At 43.9% G+C, this 21,155-nt stretch carries 18 protein-coding genes; 3 read left to right on the top strand and 15 right to left on the bottom strand.

The window, feature by feature from the left end; translation table 11 throughout:
* Positions 1-36: 36 nt before the first annotated feature.
* The 4 genes from QWZ05_RS00655 to QWZ05_RS00640 all read right to left on the bottom strand — a co-directional run bounded on the left by QWZ05_RS00655 (position 37) and on the right by QWZ05_RS00640 (position 4,172).
* On the bottom strand, positions 37-732 hold the full coding sequence (locus QWZ05_RS00655; RefSeq protein ID WP_290295924.1) for a hypothetical protein: 696 nt from the start codon (positions 730-732) through the stop codon (positions 37-39).
* A 237-nt stretch (positions 733-969) separates the two neighbouring features.
* Positions 970-1,725, bottom strand: a complete 756-nt coding sequence (locus QWZ05_RS00650; RefSeq protein WP_264875800.1) for an SDR family NAD(P)-dependent oxidoreductase — start codon at positions 1,723-1,725, stop codon at positions 970-972.
* A gap of 338 nt (positions 1,726-2,063) precedes the next feature.
* Entirely contained in the window at positions 2,064-3,677 is a 1,614-nt protein-coding gene (locus QWZ05_RS00645) for a glycoside hydrolase family 43 protein (protein WP_264875801.1), read from the bottom strand.
* A 189-nt stretch (positions 3,678-3,866) separates the two neighbouring features.
* Positions 3,867-4,172, bottom strand: a complete 306-nt coding sequence (locus tag QWZ05_RS00640) for a DUF1330 domain-containing protein (RefSeq protein WP_264875802.1) — start codon at positions 4,170-4,172, stop codon at positions 3,867-3,869.
* 245 nt (positions 4,173-4,417) lie between these two features.
* Between QWZ05_RS00640 and QWZ05_RS00635 the strand changes: the two genes are divergently transcribed.
* Positions 4,418-5,212: an SDR family NAD(P)-dependent oxidoreductase gene (locus QWZ05_RS00635; protein WP_290295920.1), complete on the top strand. Its 795-nt coding sequence runs from the start codon at positions 4,418-4,420 to the stop codon at positions 5,210-5,212.
* Between the two features lie 177 nt (positions 5,213-5,389).
* Positions 5,390-6,262 (top strand): B12-binding domain-containing radical SAM protein, encoded by an 873-nt coding sequence (locus tag QWZ05_RS00630; protein WP_290295918.1) that lies wholly within the window; start codon positions 5,390-5,392, stop codon positions 6,260-6,262.
* Positions 6,263-6,344: 82 nt separating this feature from the next.
* On the opposite strand, the gene QWZ05_RS00625 is transcribed toward QWZ05_RS00630, so the two are convergent.
* The 11 genes from QWZ05_RS00625 to aspT all read right to left on the bottom strand — a co-directional run bounded on the left by QWZ05_RS00625 (position 6,345) and on the right by aspT (position 20,547).
* Positions 6,345-6,608: a DUF3012 domain-containing protein gene (locus QWZ05_RS00625; RefSeq protein WP_264875805.1), complete on the bottom strand. Its 264-nt coding sequence runs from the start codon at positions 6,606-6,608 to the stop codon at positions 6,345-6,347.
* 71 nt (positions 6,609-6,679) lie between these two features.
* A complete protein-coding gene (locus tag QWZ05_RS00620; protein WP_290295915.1) occupies positions 6,680-7,879 on the bottom strand; it encodes a BamA/TamA family outer membrane protein in 1,200 nt (399 codons plus the stop codon).
* Between the two features lie 205 nt (positions 7,880-8,084).
* A complete protein-coding gene (locus tag QWZ05_RS00615; protein ID WP_264875807.1) occupies positions 8,085-8,513 on the bottom strand; it encodes a hypothetical protein in 429 nt (142 codons plus the stop codon).
* A gap of 19 nt (positions 8,514-8,532) precedes the next feature.
* Entirely contained in the window at positions 8,533-9,714 is a 1,182-nt protein-coding gene (locus QWZ05_RS00610; protein WP_264875808.1) for a patatin-like phospholipase family protein, read from the bottom strand.
* A gap of 211 nt (positions 9,715-9,925) precedes the next feature.
* Complete coding sequence (locus tag QWZ05_RS00605) at positions 9,926-11,626, bottom strand: cation:proton antiporter domain-containing protein (protein ID WP_264875809.1); 1,701 nt, start codon at positions 11,624-11,626, stop codon at positions 9,926-9,928.
* A gap of 122 nt (positions 11,627-11,748) precedes the next feature.
* Positions 11,749-12,654: a LysR family transcriptional regulator gene (locus QWZ05_RS00600; RefSeq protein ID WP_264875810.1), complete on the bottom strand. Its 906-nt coding sequence runs from the start codon at positions 12,652-12,654 to the stop codon at positions 11,749-11,751.
* Between the two features lie 128 nt (positions 12,655-12,782).
* Positions 12,783-13,640, bottom strand: a complete 858-nt coding sequence (gene pdxY / locus QWZ05_RS00595) for a pyridoxal kinase PdxY (protein WP_264875811.1) — start codon at positions 13,638-13,640, stop codon at positions 12,783-12,785.
* Positions 13,641-13,738: 98 nt separating this feature from the next.
* Positions 13,739-14,947: a sodium/glutamate symporter gene (gene gltS, locus QWZ05_RS00590; RefSeq protein WP_264875812.1), complete on the bottom strand. Its 1,209-nt coding sequence runs from the start codon at positions 14,945-14,947 to the stop codon at positions 13,739-13,741.
* 70 nt (positions 14,948-15,017) lie between these two features.
* Positions 15,018-16,613, bottom strand: coding sequence for a bifunctional aspartate transaminase/aspartate 4-decarboxylase (locus QWZ05_RS00585; protein ID WP_290295910.1), 1,596 nt, complete (start codon positions 16,611-16,613; stop codon positions 15,018-15,020).
* Between the two features lie 506 nt (positions 16,614-17,119).
* Positions 17,120-18,715, bottom strand: coding sequence for a bifunctional aspartate transaminase/aspartate 4-decarboxylase (locus QWZ05_RS00580; RefSeq protein ID WP_290295908.1), 1,596 nt, complete (start codon positions 18,713-18,715; stop codon positions 17,120-17,122).
* Positions 18,716-18,831: 116 nt separating this feature from the next.
* Positions 18,832-20,547 carry an aspartate-alanine antiporter gene (aspT, locus tag QWZ05_RS00575; protein WP_290295906.1) on the bottom strand — a complete coding sequence of 572 codons (1,716 nt, stop codon included), beginning with the start codon at positions 20,545-20,547 and terminating at the stop codon, positions 18,832-18,834.
* A 401-nt stretch (positions 20,548-20,948) separates the two neighbouring features.
* Between aspT and QWZ05_RS00570 the strand changes: the two genes are divergently transcribed.
* Complete coding sequence (locus QWZ05_RS00570; RefSeq protein ID WP_264875816.1) at positions 20,949-21,152, top strand: DUF1656 domain-containing protein; 204 nt, start codon at positions 20,949-20,951, stop codon at positions 21,150-21,152.
* Positions 21,153-21,155: the final 3 nt, after the last annotated feature.

Raw genomic sequence — 21,155 nt, 5'->3', positions numbered from 1 at the left:
CAATAAAAACGGAGTGGGATTAACCACTCCGTTTTTCTAGAAATAGCGGCCAATCACAAGATTCACAGCGCCTTCATCTTGATAGCCGACATCAACACCAACATTAAAGCCATTAGCATTAATATAGTGTATGCCTACATCAGCCGTGCCACCGCTTTCTGTTCTATCCGATAGACTAGTGTGCCTACCATCCACCTCGTATTCTGTTTGATGCCAACCAATACCTCCGGTTAGATAGACCGTATCGGTAAACGCCATTTGCCCGCCCAGCTTCACTAAATCTGATTTAATATCCGCCTTACCAGATGAAGTCGAGCTGCTATCAAACTTCAGCTCAGATTTGTCACGTGCCCACATGAGATACATATTCGGCGTGAACTCATAACCAAAGTGGAATGCGTATTGTGGCTCTAATTTACCATAGTGCTGAAAATGCACATCGGAGTGAAGATTGGCTTCAATACCACCAAACAAGCCACTGGTTTTGAACTTAAAACCAAGATTAGTCGTCCCGTAGTGGTCATCATCGCCCTCAATATTGACGTAGTCTAGAGTGCCTGCCACTTTTCCATTACCAACTTGCAATTTAATGCCTGCTGCTTCATTGGATTCTGTTTTGACATACTCCCCTTGCAGTGCCCCACCTGCATAGGAAGGACTAAGTCGTTCAAGGTTTTCAGAGGCTCCGAGAGGGTAAGAGAGAAAAATAAGAGCCAACACTGTTTTTTTCATTGGTATCAGACCGCCAGACTTGTTGTACTCCCAATGCAGGTAACATTGTCAGTACGTGGTTATTAAGAGTAAGGCGATGATACTAATGACGGCGGAAACCCGTTAATCATGTTTGATGGGTTGAATCATGCAAAAACACCTCTCAAATCTAAAAGAATAAAAAAACGCCACAGCTTCGAAAAGCTGTGGCGTTTTTAAAAACTGAAAAAGCGAATCGCTTTATTCAATGCTCAAGGATTAGATACCTAGAGCTTGGCCACCACCGATTTGTAGCGTTTCAGCTGTGATGAACGATGCATCTTTGCTTACTAGGAAAGAAATTGTTGAAGCAACTTCTTCTGGTTGACCTAGACGACCTAGCATGATGCTGTCAGCCCAAGAAGCGAATACTTCTGGCTTAGTCGCTTTGATTTGCGCGTGGAACGGAGTATCGATTGTACCTGGAGATACAGCGTTAACACGGATGCCTGCTGGCGCTAGCTCTTTAGCTAGAGCGCGAGTTAGCGTGTGTACAGCAGCTTTAGACGTACCGTAGATACCAGCACCTGGGCCACCTGCGTTCCAAGCAGCGTTAGATGTGAAGTTGATGATTGACGCATTGTCAGACTTCTTAAGGAATGGGATCGCAGCGCGAGATACGAAGAAAGCGCTATCTAGGTTAAGAGCCATTACTTTACGGAAGAAGTCAGTTTCCATGCCTTCGATTGGGCTACGGCCACCAAGACCACCCGCGTTGTTTACAACAACATCGATTTTACCGTACTTCTCACCAACTGCGTTGATGTTTTCAGTTACAGCGTGCTCATCAGTAACATCAAAGCCACGGTATTCTGCTTCGATACCAGCTTCTACTAGCTCAGCAACACACTTTTCGCCTTTCTCGTTTTCGATACCGTTAAGAACGACAGTGTAACCGTCTTGACCTAGACGCTTAGCTACTTGAAAGCCGATACCGCCAGTAGCGCCAGAGATAAATGCAATTTTCTTAGACATGTGATGTTCTCTTTTGATTGAGTAGAATGCGATGGCCAAGAGTAAAAACTCAAACCCACCTGAATTTGAGTCTTATTGTATGACAATTAATTCAACTTGCAACCAAAACTGTTAAACCATGATTAGGGAAATTGATCTGGTTCTCATTTTTTTTAATCAAACCGACACAACCCAAAACCACAGTACAACGGCTTTATTTAACAGATCTTATCAAAGAATCTGTAGTTTAAATGCTTCTAGAGTGCCTCTTTACCCCACTGAATGGCCGAAACATAATGTTACAACTAGGAAGTAACATCTAACTCATTAGTCATACTTTTTAGTTTGTATCCACTATCTCAATTTGGCAGATATTGAAAATCAGAGAAATCCGCGTGACAACCAAAACCACTAATATCAGCACAATGCAGCCCCACAAAAGCACCAGTGAAAAAGCCACGACCATCGATATAGTCATCAGATAGACGCCATGCATCTAACTCGATAGACAGTTTGTGCCACTCTTCACCATCTAGTGAATAGCTGTAATGGTACTTCAAGCCCTGTACGGTCACTTTCAGCCAGATGTCCTCAATGTCATTTGGAATGGGTCTAGATTCCTCATCATAAAAGTAGAAAGTCGCATTCTGCTTATCGACAACAGTAAGGCGCAAACAACGCTTCTGAAGTACTTCGTCGTATTCCAAAGCCAAGTAGCTCCAATTCGCGGTATTGTAATAACAACATATGCCAGCAGATTGCTGAAAGTTGGTCGGATGAAATTGAACGCGTGTCGTTGCGGTGAAGTTATGATGTCGCCAGCGAGTGGCCACTGTCGACTGTTCAAAGGTAGACAGCAAGCTGTCATTACCGCGCAAACGCAGATAGCCCTCTCGATCTGTCAGGCTACCCAGTTTATCTGTAAAAGGGATTCTTAAGGTCTGCCAATGCCCAGCCAGAGTCGGTTGTGAAAAGTCATCAATAATTGACTCACTTTCCGCTTCACTCTCATAACCAGTAGATGCTTCCTCGATCTCAAGTTTGGCGCTATTGCCGCCAACAACTTGAGGCCAGCCATCGACCCAAGCGATACGATCTATGCCAGTTTCTCGCCCTAGCGAACATGCCCCTCTTCCCCATCGAGCGAGTCGAGCACGCTCAGGAAACCGCAGTGGGCGGCTAACAAGGTAAGTGACATACCACTCACCCGTTGGTGTTTCCACCATCGAACCATGACCCGCTTTTTGCAAAGGGTTGTCAGGAGTATGCCAAGTTGAAAGCAATGGACCATGTGGGCAGACTTCGTAAGGGCCAGTAATCTCCCGAGAACGAGCTACGGTAATTCGATGCTCAAAGCTGGTACCACCCTCAGCTGTGAGTAGATAGTAATAGCTGCCTATTTTATAGAGATGAGGCGCTTCGGTGTACTTGTATTCAGTACCAGTGAAAATCGTGATTCGCTCCTGTCCAAGCTTTTGATGAACGGCATCGTATTTCTGAATCACGATATTATTGATTGGGTCGCTGTGATTTCTTGGTCCCCAAGTACGTGAAAGGTAGTATTTTTCGCCGTCTTCTGCGTGAAATAGCGAAGGGTCAAAACCTCCGTTTCCCATCGGAATAGGTTCGCTCCAAGGGCCCTCTATATTCTCTGCAGTCACAAGATAATTACGGCCATTTTTCCATGGAGCATCAATGACTTTAACGTCAGTGTAAAGTAACCAAAACTTGCCATCGGCATAACTTAGTGCTGGAGCCCAAATACCACCAGAATCCGGATTTCCGCGCATATCAAGTTTGTCCACGCTATCTAACGGCATGGATGCTAACTTCCAGTTTTTAAGGTCTTTTGAGTGGAATATGCGTACGCCCGGAAACCATTCAAATGTGGAAGTCGCAATATAGTAGTCATCTCCCGCACGGCATATTGATGGATCGGGATGGAAGCCCTTGATGATTGGGTTTTGAATCATTGAAGTCCCTTATTTAGTCAAATTGTCCGCTTAACGTTACGCGTAACAATAGAAACAACTATAAAGAGCAGGACACCTTGGTGTTGAGAGGAGAGTAAAAGTTACCAAAAATCAAAAGTCGAATGCGTAAAAACGAAAACAGGCCGGATAACCGAACCTGTTTTTAAATAGGGGCTTATGCAAATGTGCTTAGCTTGCTAGATCATCTTTACCTTCTATCAAAAAGTGATGACTCACAGAGCCAGCAGTGCGCGCCTTCAGATGTGGTGCATATTCTTGATCATTCATAAAGTCGATTGCCGCTTGTCTCGACGGCCACTCAATAATAATGCGCAGTGCAGGTGCTCCACCCTCACCTTCAACACGCTCGTGACTTGAAGTACGCGCTAAGTATTTGCCACCATATTGTGCGACAAGTCGATTTGCGGGCTCGATATAATCGGCTACCCAAGTATCATTGGTTGGTGTCACTTCTAAAACTGAATAGTAAGTCATGTCGTATTCCTCTGCTTGCCATTAGTGAATGCCATTACACTGTAGCAAGTCAGAAAAAAATGACTAACCGTCTCTACAAAGAAACAGTTTATAGCGTTGGTTGATAGTAATTATTCAAAATCTAGATTATCAACAAAACCTATAAACTGTTTGCTAATTATATGGAATTATCACCCGACTGTTATTGAGCTATGCTTATCGGCGTTCAGTTGAGAATAATTCGACATTCAAATAAGGATTCAGTAATGAGTAAAACAATCTTATTAACCGGCGCGACAGACGGTATTGGTCTAGAGACAGCGAAACTACTGGTTGCACACGGTCATAACTTGCTGATCCACGGTCGCAGCAAAGCCAAACTGGAAGCTGCAATGGCGACATTGAAGAACACCAACACCGGCGCACATATTGAAGGCTATCTTGCTGATCTATCAGATTTAGAACAGGTAAAACAGCTAGCGGACGATGTACAAAAAGTGCATTCGCACCTCGATGTCGTTATTAACAATGCGGGTGTTTTCAGTACACCTGTCACGACAACGGACAGCGGTTTGGATATTCGTTTTGTCGTTAATACCATCGCGCCTTATCTCCTGACCAAGGCCTTGATGCCAACATTGAGCAAGGAGAGTCGCGTCGTAAACCTTTCATCGGCAGCACAAGCACCCGTCTCTATTGAAGCATTATTAGGTAAAGCACAATTGAGCGACAATGCGGCCTATGCACAAAGTAAACTGGCACTAACGATGTGGTCACGCAAAATGGGGCTAGAGCTTAAAGGCAAAGGACCGTTGGTGATCTCCGTGAACCCTGCTTCAATGCTGGGCAGCAAAATGGTCAAAGACGCTTACGGTGTCAATGGTGGCGATTTGTCGATTGGTGCGGACATTCTTACCCGTTTAGCGCTCTCTGATGAGTTCGCTCAAAATCATGGTGAATATTTTGACAATGACATTGGCCGTCTAAGTTCACCGCACCCTGATGCGTTAAACAACAGTAAAGTTGATGCGGTCATCAATACCATCGAATCCATCATCTAAACGTCGAGCTAGACATCAATAGCGAGCCCGGCACAAGCTGGGCTTTTTTATCGTTCAATTATCAATAATTAGTAAAAACTCATTATATAAACAGCTCCATTATCAAAAAGGAATGTGATTGATAGGCTAGCTGTGTCGCATAATTGCTATAGAGGGTGAACAACCCAGGAGTAACTCATGAGATATGAGGGCAAAATCTACCGACCTTGGCCAGAAGCAAACAGTGTACTGATTCAAGTGACACTGGGATGCAGCATCAACACCTGTACATTCTGCACGATGTTTGATGACAAGCGCTTTAAAATTCGCGATATCGAAGACGTATTTGCCGATATCGAACAAGTAAGACGTGTTTATACTCATGTCGAATCACTCTTTTTGACCGATGGTAATGTACTGGCAGCGCGCACAGATTATCTACTTCAGGTGCTAAAAAAGATTCGCGAGACCTTCCCGGAGTGTAAACATATTGCCCTTTACGGTGGTATGAATGACTTTCGCCGTAAAAGTGTTGATGAACTCAAACAACTGAAGGAAGCAGGCTTAGGCCTTGTCTACTCTGGATTGGAGTCTGGCGACCCTGCTGTGCTTGAGAAGATCAAAAAACGCATGACACAAGAGCATGTAATTGAAGGTATGGCTCGCGCTAAAGAAGCAGGTATCCCAGTGCTTCTATCATTTATCTTCGGTTTGGGTGGACGTGGACGCTCAAAAGAGCATATTGAGGAGACCACACGCTTGCTTAACATTGTTAAGCCAGAACAAATTGCACCAATGGCACTGGCTGTGCAACCTGGCAGCGAACTAGAGCAAGAAGTGGAACGCGGTGAGTTCGTTCTTCCAACTCAGTTACAAATACTGGAAGAGGAAAAACACCTACTCGAGAATCTGGATATTGATACCTTCTACTGGGGTGATCACGGCAACAACATCGTTCCACAGCGTGGTTATCTGCCAGACTCACAAGCGTTAATGCTCAAACGCATCAATGCAGCTATCGATAACAATCCGATGGCAAAAGAGAATGTGATTCAAACATTCGCATGGTAATAAAAAACCTCTCCGTTGGGAGAGGTTATCAGTGTCATTAGCGGTTACCCGATCAAGCTAACAGGTCGGTCAATCGCGACACTTAGAATACGCAGTGCTTGGCATAACTCGTCGCTTCGTTCGCACTCCAATCCCCTTTAGGCTTGTCTTCTAAGCTTTCACACCACTGGGCACTGCCCACCGCATCGCTCAATACACAATGTTTGGCATAATCGAATGTTACCTGAGCTGTCCACTCACTTTTTGGGGTTTCATTCAGGTTATCGCACCACGCTTGTGTGCCAACTTCAGCTTCACAGCCACTCAAAATAACCAGTGTCGATAGCAATAGCAGTGTTCGTTTCATTCGTTCTTATTCCAGATATACATTTGCTTACACTATAGCTTGAAGCGGGTCTCAATGGGTAGTGATTCGGTTTAAAAGCCCGTTCCGACATTGATGTATGTGGTCACTTCACCTTCGCTGATAGCCAAGTCCATACCCATTCTTAATCCATAACGACGCGCAATCTTATAACGGAAGCCCGCACCGTACGCTTGTACTGATTGATCTTCACTGCTGTCGTTCAGTGCCTCACCATAACCGTAAAATGCGGACACATTCCAGCGGTTATCGATGTCATAAGTCACTTGCGACTGCACGGTTTGGATCTTGTCGCCTTGATAGCGGAAAGAGGGTACGCCACGCATGTCAACGTAAGGCTTTGAGGTCAAAGGCACCATCAGGTCGTCCGTCTCAAACTGTTGATAGTTTCCTGCAAATGCAAGGTTCCACTTTTCGGCTAAAGGAATGTAACCTTCACCGTCAAAGTTAAACACTTGATAATCATAATCGCCACCTAACTGACGATCATAAAACATGTAGTCACCATTTAAGATATAGCCTGTGGTGGGATAAAAGATGTTATCTCGAGTGTCATACTCCACGGTTAAACCGAGTGCAGAGTTGGTTGTTTCTCCTAACCCCGGCACTAAACCAGTATCTCCAATTTTCTCGAGAATTTTATTTGCCGTATCATTACCTGTGTCTAGTGTCACATCTGTTTTCATCCAAATCTGTTTAATACCGAGCATCAAAGGTGTTCTCGCAACGCGAAATTGTAAGTGTTGAAGTGCAGCGATGCCTTTATTCTCTGTGCCTATTTCAAAGCTAAGATCACCAACTAAAGGAACATCTGAAAACTCTCGATAAACATCTAAATTCACCTGCCCTAAACCTGCACCACCAGAATAACGAATCGCATCTTTAAACCATGAGTGCCTGTGGCCAGCAAACGCGAACCATGAGCCATTTTGCGTCCCCGCCGCGCCCACTACCGTCATCGCAGCAGGAACAAGTCGAGCGCCTCCGTCCACAGACATGAGCGCAGCTTGTTTACGTGCCTGTTTTTCTTCTTCACTTTCGTGCAGAAACAGACCTGCTAAACCACCACCATAACCCACGGCAGGCTCAGTAATAATAATTGGGACAGGTAAAAATCCATGGGCATTTTCGGCTATGTAATGGCCCATATCGAACTTACCGTCTACAGGATCGACAAAAGAGGAAGCCAGAGAAAAAGGTGCCATCAGTGAGGTCAGAGTGGCAAGAAGAAGTGGCTGGTTTTTATTAAACATTTGCATACCTTAAAAAAACCGGGCGTTGCCGCCCGGAATTAGTTATGCATCCATGCTTTGGACTTTAAATAAACTAGCGTGTGGTTTGCGCCACATAGAGAGTGTAAGCCCAGTATTGAACGCGATGAAAATCGCTTATGAAGGATCAAATCCATCAAGACCCTACAACTTAAACACGGCCAGCCCAAAGCTGGCCATATCCAAATTAACGGTACTCAACCACTTGTGCGATGTAGTTGAAGTTACCAGAATCACCGTGGTAGTTACGGAAGATGTTCACAGTGAAGTAAGTTGGTTCATCAGCATCAATGTAATCAACCAATTTAACTTCTAGATCTGCAAGATCTTCACCCGGTGTAGTCGTGATGAAGTGCTTTTTCACTTTACCAAGACCCGCTTCTTTCGCTTCTTTCTTAGTGATAAAGATCTCTTTTTCAGTCAAGAAGCCAACGTACTCAACTTTCTCTAGGTTGAAGTTTTCATCAACCATCATGTGCGCTTGGCCTTGCTCTTGTACTGTTGCAAGCTCTGCTAGATCGTTGTAAACATCTTGGATTTCTGGATCCACAGTTGAGTGTGCCATTGCGCCCGTTGCTACAAGAGCAAGCGATAGAGTTAATAGTGTTTTTTTCATGTCATTTACCTTCTCAATTTTATGGAATGTCATTTGTCCAAAGTTCGTTGCGAGACGCTTTGTCATATCCGTAGCGATAGATTGCTTCCATGTACGTCTTGTCGAACATATCTTTTGATGCCTTGTAAGGACGGTAGCTCTGCTCTAGGTATGTCACCCCTAAATCAAAATCGTTGATCTCACAAAGGTATTTAATTCGGTAGATGTCGCCTTTAGCTTGTAGCACTGTCATCGTGCCCACAGACTTAGTTAGAAGCGGCATTCCTTTATCTTTTAGCTTGGTGTACGGTGGCGTTAGTGAACCATTTCGTACGACGTGCACACGTGGCTTTTCAGTCAGCCCTAATGCATCAGAAACCTTGTTGTAGTCGAAGTTCGATGGATTGAAGAACACTTGCGCAGCAAGCCCGCCATCAACATGAAGCTCTTCAAGTTGCTCACCGTCATGCTCCACCTGAATAAACTGCGGAGGGAACACTCCTGGAATCGACGCACTTGCGGCTAACACTTGGTGAATAAGCTGCATCTTATTTGGCATCTCACTCGCGGCGATAGCTCCAACGTTCCATACCATCAACTCACCCGAGTCAAACTGTGTTGTGCCGATAAATAGTCGCTTGCCTGCTTTATGCTGTTCAGCCACTTTCACCATCATCTCTTCGGTGTAAGCATTTTCAATAAATTCAAACATACGATCACCATTGGTAAACGCGTCTTTAAACAGCGTATTTAGGAAGTTCTTCTTACCCAGAACATCCTTATCGTTAATGCCCAGCATCACGCTCTTGAGATGATCGAGTTCGTCGTTTCCTGCAAACACAAAAGGTGCGATAAGCGCCCCGGCACTGATTCCTGTAATCACTGAATAGTCAGGCAGTTGACCCGCATCACGCAGACCAATAATCGCTCCGGCACCGTATGCACCGTTTGCACCGCCACCAGAAAGCGCAAGAATATTTAAGCGGTCACCTTCAACGGTAATCGGTGTTGTATTGTCAGTATCAGAATATAGAAAGCTCGGTTGTTCGTTGCCCCAAAACCTTAAAGGCTCTTGAGTATTATTCGGTTCAGAGACAAGTGAAACATCCTTATAATTGTCCTTTGAAACACGAATATCCAAGTTATGAGTCGAACTACAAGCAACAAGGAATAAGGAGAACAAAACGATTGTTACCTTGTTCGAGTAATTTTTAATTTGCATATAAATGAATCTCAGAAGTTAAACGTTGTTTCGCACTAGAGAGATCCACGAAATTTTCTCTACTCTGTGCTGATGGGTGAATATTAACGATGAATAGGCAAAGGCGATAATCAGGTATGTAGGACACAATCCTCATCATTCATTTTTGCTGTCTCACCAAACGCGAAAGCCAGTCATTTCACTGACTGGCTTCGACTAATTACCTCGTTAGTTACTGATTTTGTTTAAACTTCAAATACTCCTCTTCAAACAAATCAGATTTCACATCATCTATTAACGTCATAACTTCATCGTCTGCTAACCCAAAGTTCTTCAACAGCTGACGTCCACGCAGCAGCGTACTTTCAATATAAGTTGCCCCAACAAACTCAATGCCATGATCTTTAAGGTAGAACTCATCCGCACGGGAGTTGGTACGTGCGTAGATATCCAGTTGGGGATAATGCGCCAGCATCAAACAAACCTTACGCAAAGACTCTGAGTGAGTGAGAGAAACAAAGGCAGCATTCGCTTTATTCAGACCCGCTTTTTTGCGTACACTTTGCAGGGTAATGTCACCAAAATGCGCATTTAAACCTAGCGCTTTCGCTCGCTGTACTGAATCATAATCGATATCAACCGCGACATAAGGAATTTGAGCGCGCTTTGCCAGTAGAGCTATCAAACGGCCAACTTCATCTAAACCAACAACCACTAGCGCCTGTTCGGTGTCATCATTAGGGAGAAAGGTACTTGGCGTACTTTTATGCAACTTGCGACTCACTAGCTTATTTCCGAGTTGGTATAGCCAAGGCGTGATCACCATACTAAGGCTTACGACAACGATACCTATTGCACCTTGATCCGTGCTGATAATACCTATCGTCGCGGCTAGCCCTAATAAAACAAATGCAAACTCACCGACCTGACTCAATGCAAACCCGGTTTTTATTGCGATGCCATTGCTTTTGCCGTCCACTTTTGCTAGCACCACAAAAACGACTAGCTTTACGATAACGATGGCCACTAACGTCAGCAAAACCTGACCTAAGTTTGAGCTCGCAATAATAGGGTCTACGGACATACCGACAGAGATAAAGAACAACCCCATCAACACGCCTTTAAAAGGAGACACAACACTCTCTAGTGAAAAACGAAAATCTGAATTAGACAAGCACATCCCTAATAGAAACGCACCTAGCGTGGATGACAGCCCAACCTCATCAACAAGCCATAACGTGGCAACTAATGCGACGAACAAGCACAATACAAAGCCTTCTTTATTGCGAACTTTTACTGCCCAACGCAGGCCATTAGGTAACAAGTAGCGACCAATAACAAAGATAGCGGCAACTGCTGATACCCCGAGCAATAATGGAAGCACCACACCGCTACTTTCTGGAGCTTGTTGATGAGCAAGAACAGGAATCAATGCCATAACAGGTACAATGCTCAAATCTTGTCCCATCAAGTTGGTAAAAATATTCTTACCATGGGCAGCGTTCACTTCACCTTTTTCTTCGAGCATTGTCATAACAACTGCGGTGCTTGACTGAGCAAAAATCAAACCAAAGACCAGCCCCAACTGCCAAGAAAAACCGGCGTAAAAGTATATACCTGAGAAAATGAGTGCCGTTAGTACCACTTGCCCGAGGCCTTGAATAACAAGCCCTTTTTTCATTTTCCAAAGTTCTTGGGGCTTGACCTCTAAACCAATCGTAAACAGGAATAAAACAACACCAAAGTCAGCAATTTGCTGCAAAAACTCGATATCAGTAGCGGCAACTAGACCCGGTGTATGCGGGCCAAGAGCGATCCCCGCTGCAATAAAACCAATAATGGTACCGAGGCGAAGAAAGGATGATAGCGCGATACAAATGGTGATAGTAAGCATCACCATGGTCGCAAAATGGAGGAAATTGAGGTTTTCCATCAGGTACTCTAACTCGATAAAATAGTAATCTCGCTAGAGTACCGATGTCACAGTCGATCGTTAAATCAGGTTTGATGCACGCTATCCTTCATTCAAAGCATCGCGAGCGCCGGTCGTCCACCTTATATTTTACCTTCATACATTTCTATGTAATTGGCTATGGCTGTAAGGATAGATTTCTTAATGGTCGTAATTTGTTTCGAGTGCGGACACCAAAGTGCCATAGGGAATTTAAACCCATTTTTAAGCCCACTCTCTTCACCTAGTGCCTTAATTCCTTTGGTGGACTCTGAAGCAGCGATCACTTTTGGAAGCCAAGCCCAGCCGAACCCCGCTTTGATCATTTTTATAATGAGAGCAACACTCTCAACTTCTTCATGATTGGCAGAAAACACGACTTTTTCTTTCAGCCCTTCGTCCACCAAACTTTTCAACACAAACTGGCGACTACTTTTCAGCTCACTCACCACGTCGTCATACTCCATACCGAAGACTTCACTGTCTTCTTTTAAGAATGGCGTAAACTCAATATGCCCTAAGAAGGTTGCATCAAAACTGTGTATTGCCCGGCTCTCGTGAATATTGACCAAGCCAAAATGAACTTCTCCCTCCTCAATGCCGCGCTTAATTGCTGATTTATCTTTGAAAACGAAATTAACGCGCATCGATGGAAAATCTCGTATTAGCGTTTCACGAATACCCACGAGCACTTTAGGTGGTATTAAGGTAGAAGTCGCAATCGTAATGCTTTCGAGCCCTCCATAGGACAGACTCAGTGCGACTTTATCAAACACACGAGCTTGCTCAAGGGTTTGTTTGGCGTAGTGATAAAGCAGGTGGCCATCTTCCGTTGGCTCTACTGAACGACCAATACGCTCAAAAAGCGTTACGGCGAGTTGATCTTCCAAGTTGCTAATGACTTGTCCAATCGTGGTGCGGTGTTTATTGAGCTTAACTGCGGCTTTGCTAAAAGAGAGTTGGTCATAAACGGTTACAAAGGCAAGAAGCTGTTCAATACTAAAATTCATGGCATCACTTTTTATTGTTTGTATTACTTAAAGTTAACACTGATCTCAAGAATGACAACTGGATCACATGCTGCATTAGAGTGTTACATAACAAATCATTAAGCAACACCCCATTACACACTCGATGTTTATTTCACCTTCAGAAGCGGAAAGTCATACGTTGGCTCGACAAATTCATGTTGTGCAAGTATCGTTTGAATCTCCCATTGATTGACTTCTTCTGTCGCTTTCAATACCCCATACACTGCATCATTCGCGTGTTTAAACGCAGTGCTAGGTGTGAGTCCGTTAACAAGACTTGCGGTATACACGGCTGTGATCAAATCACCTACCCCGACAGGCTGCTTGTCGAAATCCAAAATTGGGCGCTGCAATAAATAACAAGCGCGAGATGTCGCCAGCATCATGGTGAAGAGATCCTTAGATAGCGAGTGCAGATGTTTCACTAGCACCACTTTCGGTCCCATTTGCAGTGCTTTTTCACAAGCGTGAACCGCATCCTCGACAGAGTTAATCTCCATGCCGGCGAACTGAGATAATTCGAACTGATTCGGAACGATAACATCAGCCATCGGCATCAGTGTTTCCATCAAATGCTCTTGCACGCCTTCAGCGACGATACACCCTTTGTCAGGGTCTCCCATCACCGGATCACAGACGTAAATCGCTGCCGGATTCTTCTGTTTTGTGTGTTCTACTGATTTCGCCACCGAAATACACTGCTCAGCACTGCCCATGTAACCAGAAATTACGGCTGAACAATCTTTTAGCTTGCCAATATTATCAATACCTTGGACTAAATCGCTGATGTCTGAGGCATCAAAGCCTCTTCCTTTCCAACCTTGTTGGTATTGTGTGTGGTTGGAAAATTGCACCGTATGAATTGGCCATACTTCGAGTCCCATACGTTGCATAGGAAAAACGGCAGAGCTATTGCCAGCATGGCCAAAGACCACATGAGACTGAATTGAAATTACACCTTTCAAACCGTCACTCCTCTTCTGAATATAGTTTTTGATGTCTTGAGTAAATATTAATGTCAAAGTGCAAAACTTTGTTAATCCCCTTTGATGGGGAAGATCCATCAAGACATGAAATGTAAAAATGTCTCTATTACAATTAGGTTAGAGAGATCGATAAAGAATGCGCCAATTAATGGCACGATAAAATACGCTTGTGCCGATGGGCCGTAATAACCCGTGATACCATTCATGTTGAGCATGGCTGTCGGTGTCGCACCCAAACCAAAACCCGCATGGCCACTTGCCATCACCGCGGCATCGTAATTTTTACCGAGTAGCTTATAGGTAACGGACGTAACAAACACAATAGTAAACAATGTTTGAATCGTTAGGATGACCACCAGCGACAACGCCATATCAAACAGCTGCCAAAGTTTGATTTCAAGCAGTGCCATAGATAAGAATATACTCAGGGCAATTGAGCTTAAACGTGCCACTTCTACCATCGCAATCTTGGCAGGTTTGCTCTCGCTAAATAGTGTTGAGAATAGTGCACCAACAAATAACGCATAGACAAAATTTGGCACCATGTTCAGCCAATGCACATCGAGCACAAGCACTAAACTGTGCAGCATTTGGCTAAGTTCAACACAGCAGGCAAGAAGAACAACGCTTCCAATGCCATGAAGTACATTGCCCTTATTCGGCATGTGATGGGCCTTTTTATGGCCCACATCTGTTGCATGTACGTTCGGTGTTGAAAGTTGATTCTTTTCAACTAAATACGTACCTAATGGCGCTCCGATAATACCGCCAATGACAAGACCAAAAGTGGCACAGGCCATCGCGATTTCGAGTGCATTATCGACACCAAAATGGTCATGAAACATCGACGCCCACGCAGCACCAGTGCCATGCCCACCTGATAGGGTAATAGAACCCGTCATCAGGCCTAGCTTAGGATCCAGTCCTAAGAACGAGGCTGCAGCGACACCGATAGCGTCCTGAAAAATAATATAAACAACGGCGATTCCGAGAAAGACAACAAACAATCGTCCGCCTTGGAATAGCTGCTTGATATTTGCGCTTAAACCAATGCCTGCGAAAAACATCAGCATCAACGTCTCTTTATAGGGAAGTTCAAATTCGAACTCCATTCCCATGCGATATAGGCAAGTAGTAATTAAGGCTGCAATGCACCCACCAATCACCGGCCCTGGGATATGATATTTACTTAATAATGGTGTGTGTTTTTTGGTGATCTCACCAAACAACAACATTAAGAGTGCCAAAATGGCAGATTCAACGGCATTTACAGAAATTACATTCATTATCACGACCTAAACAACCTAATAAAAAAGCCCCGACTTGACGGGGCTTATATTTTCTAGCAACTACGAATTACGCAGAGAACTCTTGGAAGTACTCATCCAGCACAGTGCGTGTTGCTCGACCGATGAGTTCGTACTCGTGGTGAGTAAGGTTCGCTAGTGATACACGTACTGAAGCGTGTACTGTGTCGAAACCTTTACCAGGTAGTAAGATGACGCCGGTTTCGTGAGCAAGACGGAATAGGAAGTCTTTACCTTTCTCGTTAGCTTTGAACCAGTCGACAAACTCTTGACCGTAAAGTTTGCCACCTAGCGTGTCTAGCTCTAGGAGTGTGTAGTAATCCACACGGTCTTTGTTCTCTTCGATTTCTACACCCATGTTTTTGTAAAGCGTTGTGTAGCGCTCACGGATGATGCGTTTGCAAGCGGCTTTGTAGCGACCTTCTGAGTCCATTAGACAAGTCAGTGCAAACATTGCTATTTGTACTTGTTGAGGTAGAGACAGACCTGCCGTGTGGTTCAGCGCTACGCTGCGGCTATCAGCGACAATACGGTCGATGAATTTGATGTCACGTGGCTCTGGAGTCAGGGTTTTGTAACGGTCATCCAATTGGCACTGTGTCTCTTCGCTGAATGAGCGAAGTGTATCGTCGAACACGTTCTCATCGTGAATACCGATAGTGCCTAGACGCCAGCCTGTTGCACCGAAGTATTTAGAGAATGAGTAGACACATAGTGTGTTGTACGGTAGTTTTGCGAACAAAGAAACAAACTCATCTGCGAATGTGCCGTACACGTCATCTGTGATGATGAATAGGTCTTTACGCTGCTCGTTGACGAAGTTTGCTAGGTTATCCAGTGTTTCATCAGAGAATTTCACTGATGCTGGGTTTGCTGGGTTAACAACACAAAGCAGTTTGATGTCTGTATCTGCAAGTTTTTCGATTTCAGACATTGGTAGCTGCCAAGTGGTCTCATCAAGGCGTAGCTCAACGATTTCCAGCTCATATTCTGCTAGCTCTGGGATTTCTAGGTAAGGTGTAAAGATTGGCGTGATTAGCGCAACTTTGTCACCTTTTTTCAATAGACCATTGTTGAACATGGTTGCGAATGTGTAGGTCATTGACGCTGTGCCGCCTTCTGTTGCGAACAGGTCAAAGTTAGTCGTCATTGGCATTGGGCCGTACATCTCTTCTGCGATGTATTGTTTAACCACTTTCTCAATGTTCACTAGCATACGTGGTGGTACTGGGTAGTTACACGCAAGGTAAGCCAGTACTAGCTCGTTTAGAAACGCTTGTTTTTCGATGCCTAGACGGTCTTTTGCGTAGCTTAGTGCACGACGTAGGAAATCAACGCCTTTGTCTGTTGCATATTGGCTTGCGAACGTGTCGAAACGCTCAACGATGCCAACACCATCAGGGATACCACCGAAATCACCACCTAGGTAAGCGTAGTTACGCTCTGCTTCTGCTACCGCAAACTCACCAAGACGGATGAATGCTTTACGAGGTAGCGTTGCTAGAAAGTTAGGATTACCTCGACCTGCATCAAGAAGTGCACGATCTGGCACAGCTTGCGCCACTTCAATCAGTTTGTCTTTTAGCTCGAATGGGCTTAGGTCAGCGAATTTTGAAAAATCGATAGTTGGAGTTTGAGTAGTCATAATAGATACCTTACTTCTTAAATTTAGGTAAGACGTACCCCTCCCATAAAACCATGAGGGATGCATCTATGAATAAATAGGAAAATAAACAATGTGATTAAACACATTTACATTACGTGCCAGCGCTTACATTAATACTGTTAACGTTGAAAGGTTCACACAGTGCAGTAAACGCTGCCAGACCAACTTCACGAATGCGTTCATCTTAAGGTAGGTATTTAAAAACCAACAATTCATATTGATGGACAAAACCCATCAAACACCAAGAGCCACAATTTAAACGAATAAAAACAAAAACTTAAATCAAAACCCACACAAGAGTGACGTTAAATAAAAACATAATATAACTCTTTATGGCTATACAAAACTAGATATCACCCTCGATTATTTACTGTAAATGGAAATAACATACTCACGGTTCAAATTAACCCACATCACTAATTTAAATTAACAAATAAAAAAGCCCCGCATAAGCGGGGCAATATTCATTCTAATTACTTTAAATATTAAGCAGAGAACTCTTGGAAGTACTCATCAAGCACAGTGCGTGTTGCGCGGCCGATTAGCTCGTACTCGTAGTGAGTTAGGTTCGCTAGTGATACACGAACTGAAGCATGTACAGTATCGAAACCTTTACCAGGTAGTAGAATCACACCAGTTTCATGAGCAAGACGGAATAGGAAGTCTTTACCTTTCTCGTTCGCTTTGAACCAGTCGACAAACTCTTGACCGTAAAGTTTGCCACCTAGAGTGTCTAGCTCTAGAAGTGTGTAGTAATCCACTCGGTCTTTGTTCTCTTCGATTGCTACACCCATGTTTTTGTAAAGCGTTGTGTAACGCTCACGGATGATGCGTTTGCAAGCGGCTTTGTAGCGACCTTCTGAGTCCATTAGACAAGTTAATGCAAACATCGCCATTTGTACTTGTTGAGGTAGAGACAGACCTGCTGTGTGGTTCAGCGCTACGCTGCGGCTATCAGCGACGATGCGGTCGATGAATTTGATGTCACGTGGCTCTGGAGTCAGTGTTTTGTAACGGTCATCCAATTGGCACTGTGTCTCTTCGCTGAATGAGCGAAGTGTATCGTCGAACACGTTCTCATCGTGAATACCGATAGTGCCTAGACGCCAGCCTGTTGCACCGAAGTATTTAGAGAATGAGTAAACACATAGTGTGTTGTACGGTAGTTTTGCGAACAGCGAAACGAACTCATCTGCGAATGTGCCGTACACGTCATCTGTGATGATGAATAGGTCGCTGCGCTGCACGTTAACGAAGTTTGCTAGGTTATCCAGTGTTTCATCAGAGAATTTCACTGATGCTGGGTTTGCTGGGTTAACAACACAAAGCAATTTGATGTCTGTATCTGCAAGTTTTTCGATTTCAGACATTGGTAGCTGCCAAGTGGTCTCATCAAGGCGTAGCTCAACGATTTCCAGCTCATATTCTGCTAGCTCTGGGATTTCTAGGTAAGGTGTAAAGATTGGCGTGATTAGCGCAACTTTGTCACCTTTTTTCAATAGACCATTGTTGAACATGGTTGCGAATGTGTAGGTCATTGACGCTGTGCCGCCTTCTGTTGCGAACAGGTCAAAGTTAGTCGTCATTGGCATTGGGCCGTACATCTCTTCTGCGATGTATTGTTTAACCACTTTCTCAATGTTCACTAGCATACGTGGTGGCACTGGGTAGTTACACGCAAGGTAAGCCAGTACTAGCTCGTTTAGAAACGCTTGTTTTTCGATGCCTAGACGGTCTTTTGCGTAGCTTAGTGCACGACGTAGGAAATCAACGCCTTTGTCTGTTGCATATTGGCTTGCGAACGTGTCGAAACGCTCAACGATGCCAACACCATCAGGGATACCACCGAAATCACCACCTAGGTAAGCGTAGTTACGCTCTGCTTCTGCTACCGCAAACTCACCAAGACGGATGAATGCTTTACGAGGTAGCGTTGCTAGAAAGTTAGGATTACCTCGACCTGCATCAAGAAGTGCACGATCTGGCACAGCTTGCGCCACTTCAATCAGTTTGTCTTTTAGCTCGAATGGGCTTAGGTCAGCGAATTTTGAAAAATCGATAGTTGGAGTTTGAGTAGTCATAATAGATACCTTACTTTCATAAATTTTAGCAAGTCGATCCCCTTCCCTATGTTTGGCCAGGGAATCGCTTACTGTTTTAATTGGATTTACGTCTTAGACTGACGTTATAGTCTGAATTACATACCAGCGTTGACGGAGATAATGCCGACGATAATTGGTCCCCAAAGGGTCAATAGCACGTTTGCTACTGCGTAAGTCACTGTGAATGAGAATACTGGAGTTGCATTGCCTGTTTTTTCCATCAATGCCGCAAACGCAGGGTTTGCACTTCGACCACCAGTCACACAACCAAGTGCTTCAATTGGGTTTTTGATTCTCAAAACAAAGTAAGAGAAGAAGAACGAAATGATCTGTGGAATGATTGTCACGCCAGCACCTAAGAACAATAATGTCATACCATGTTCTTTAATGGTGTCTACCGCTTGAGGACCTGCCTCTAGACCAACAATACCCACGAAAGCTGCAAGACCGAAGTCACGAATAAAGCCAGCAGCTGATTCAGGGAACTGCGCTACATGTGGGTTACGGCTACGCAACCAACCAACAATCAGACCTGACACTAGACAGCCTGCACCAGAGCCGATTGTCACCGGGATACCTGCAATTTTGAAGTTGATTAGGCCAATCAAAAGACCCAATACCATACCCATGCCTAGTACAATGAAATCGGTCATTGTTGCTGAGTTCATTGGCTTGCCGATAGTACCTTGAACACGGTTAATATCGCTTGGTGAACCTGTTAGTTGGATAACATCATTTTTCTTAACAACAAGGTCAGCGTGAACTGGGATTGATGCACCTTCACGAAGGTAATCAGTCACATAAACACCACGGTAAGTGCCTTTGTTCGCTGCTGATTTGATTTGACCTAATGTACGACCAATCAGCTGTTTGTTGTCTGCGATAAGCTGACGGTTCTCTTCAATAATTTCGTACTCTTCTGGAAGTACAACTTCAGAACCAACAGAGTCGCCTTTCAACTGACCAATGGCTTTACGAGTACCCGTGATAACCAGAACATCACCTTGTTGAAGTTTAGTGAACTTGTCTGCTTCAATCGCTTTGCCGTCACGCTCAATAACTTCGATGCATGCGTCTACTGAATCTTGGTTGATTTGAGCCAGTGTCAAACCATTCACTTTACTCTCTGCTTTGATTTCAAAAGCGCGAGTCTCAAGTTTTGTCATCGCATTGAATTCACCAGCACCAAGCTCTGCTTTACCATCTGAATTCGCTTCTGCCATTTTGATTGCTTCAGCGCGGATATCCCACTTCATTAGTGTTGGGAATACCCATGTCACCATTAGGATTGGACCTAGAGAACCGAAGATATAAGTTACAGCGTAACCAACGGCAACATTCGTTTGCATTAGGTGCTTAGCTTCTTCAGTCAAGCCACCAAGACGACCAATCGCATCACCGGCAGTACCAATAATTGCTGATTGAGTAAGACCACCAGCCGCGAGACCTGCTGCCGTACCACGGTCAAGGTCAAACATCCATGCTGCTGCAAGAACACACAATAGACCAGAAACTGTCATCACTACTGCTGAAAGCAGGATATTGATGGTTTTAAAGTTGAGTGCTTTGAAGAATTGTGCACCGCCTTGATAACCAACAGCATAGATAAAGAGTGCAAAGAAGATGCTTTTCACTCCTGGGTCAATATGAACACCAAATTGCCCAATGACTACGCCCATCAATAGAGTACCTGCAACACCACCAAGAACAAAACGTCCGATGGTAATTTTACCTACTAGGTAACCTAAAGATAGCGTAATAAATAACGCAATAAATGGTGATAAGTTGAATAAATCTGATATTAAGCTCATAACTAAATCACTTCTTTGTTTATTATCACCTTAACTACATAAACAAGAAGCTAAGGAGTAAAGTTAAAACCGAATTTGTTTCCCGCAGTGCTTAGCGAGTGAGGCCATATTAGTTACGTTGTGAAGAAACAGATAATTCGTTTTGATGGACAAAATCCTCCCAAGGATCTGAACGACGCTAAAATCAACAGTAAAACACTGAAATTAATATAAAAATCATGAGTTAATAAATTTAAAAACAACTCAAAAATAAATTTTATTTACCTCTTTATGGTTACAAAAACTCCATAGAATTTACTCAGGTAGGATTTCGATGGATCGAACCCATCTAACACGATTACCGCTCTTTAACCCTTATAGGTAAAATAAGCCCCAGTTAGCTAAATAAAGAGAAGTGCTTTATGCCTCATGAAATTGCTTGGGGTGAGATTTACATCCCACCTATTATTATCGTAATAGCCATTTCTTATATTGCTTGTTCATTCATATTCTATGTAGCAATTAAACTTGGTGCACATAAATACATCGCCTCACCCGCAATTGCAGAATTGAGTCTGTTTATTATTTGCTGTGGGCTGATCAGTAAATACATACCGATATTTTAAGGT

The sequence above is a fragment of the Vibrio agarivorans genome (genome assembly GCF_030409635.1).
GTDB classification, from domain to species: domain Bacteria; phylum Pseudomonadota; class Gammaproteobacteria; order Enterobacterales; family Vibrionaceae; genus Vibrio; species Vibrio agarivorans.
This window is presented reverse-complemented; position numbering and strand designations above follow the sequence as displayed.

Excerpts from the sequence above, each read along its gene's own strand:
- QWZ05_RS00655 (WP_290295924.1), bottom strand. The coding sequence starts at position 732 with ATGAAAAAAACAGTGTTGGCTCTTATTTTTCTCTCTTACCCTCTCGGA.
- QWZ05_RS00650 (WP_264875800.1), bottom strand. The coding sequence starts at position 1,725 with ATGTCTAAGAAAATTGCATTTATCTCTGGCGCTACTGGCGGTATCGGC.
- QWZ05_RS00645 (WP_264875801.1), bottom strand. The coding sequence starts at position 3,677 with ATGATTCAAAACCCAATCATCAAGGGCTTCCATCCCGATCCATCAATA.
- QWZ05_RS00640 (WP_264875802.1), bottom strand. The coding sequence starts at position 4,172 with ATGACTTACTATTCAGTTTTAGAAGTGACACCAACCAATGATACTTGG.
- QWZ05_RS00635 (WP_290295920.1), top strand. The coding sequence starts at position 4,418 with ATGAGTAAAACAATCTTATTAACCGGCGCGACAGACGGTATTGGTCTA.
- QWZ05_RS00630 (WP_290295918.1), top strand. The coding sequence starts at position 5,390 with ATGAGATATGAGGGCAAAATCTACCGACCTTGGCCAGAAGCAAACAGT.
- QWZ05_RS00625 (WP_264875805.1), bottom strand. The coding sequence starts at position 6,608 with ATGAAACGAACACTGCTATTGCTATCGACACTGGTTATTTTGAGTGGC.
- QWZ05_RS00620 (WP_290295915.1), bottom strand. The coding sequence starts at position 7,879 with ATGTTTAATAAAAACCAGCCACTTCTTCTTGCCACTCTGACCTCACTG.
- QWZ05_RS00615 (WP_264875807.1), bottom strand. The coding sequence starts at position 8,513 with ATGAAAAAAACACTATTAACTCTATCGCTTGCTCTTGTAGCAACGGGC.
- QWZ05_RS00610 (WP_264875808.1), bottom strand. The coding sequence starts at position 9,714 with ATGCAAATTAAAAATTACTCGAACAAGGTAACAATCGTTTTGTTCTCC.
- QWZ05_RS00605 (WP_264875809.1), bottom strand. The coding sequence starts at position 11,626 with ATGGAAAACCTCAATTTCCTCCATTTTGCGACCATGGTGATGCTTACT.
- QWZ05_RS00600 (WP_264875810.1), bottom strand. The coding sequence starts at position 12,654 with ATGAATTTTAGTATTGAACAGCTTCTTGCCTTTGTAACCGTTTATGAC.
- gltS (WP_264875812.1), bottom strand. The coding sequence starts at position 14,947 with ATGAATGTAATTTCTGTAAATGCCGTTGAATCTGCCATTTTGGCACTC.
- QWZ05_RS00585 (WP_290295910.1), bottom strand. The coding sequence starts at position 16,613 with ATGACTACTCAAACTCCAACTATCGATTTTTCAAAATTCGCTGACCTA.
- QWZ05_RS00580 (WP_290295908.1), bottom strand. The coding sequence starts at position 18,715 with ATGACTACTCAAACTCCAACTATCGATTTTTCAAAATTCGCTGACCTA.
- aspT (WP_290295906.1), bottom strand. The coding sequence starts at position 20,547 with ATGAGCTTAATATCAGATTTATTCAACTTATCACCATTTATTGCGTTA.
- QWZ05_RS00570 (WP_264875816.1), top strand. The coding sequence starts at position 20,949 with ATGCCTCATGAAATTGCTTGGGGTGAGATTTACATCCCACCTATTATT.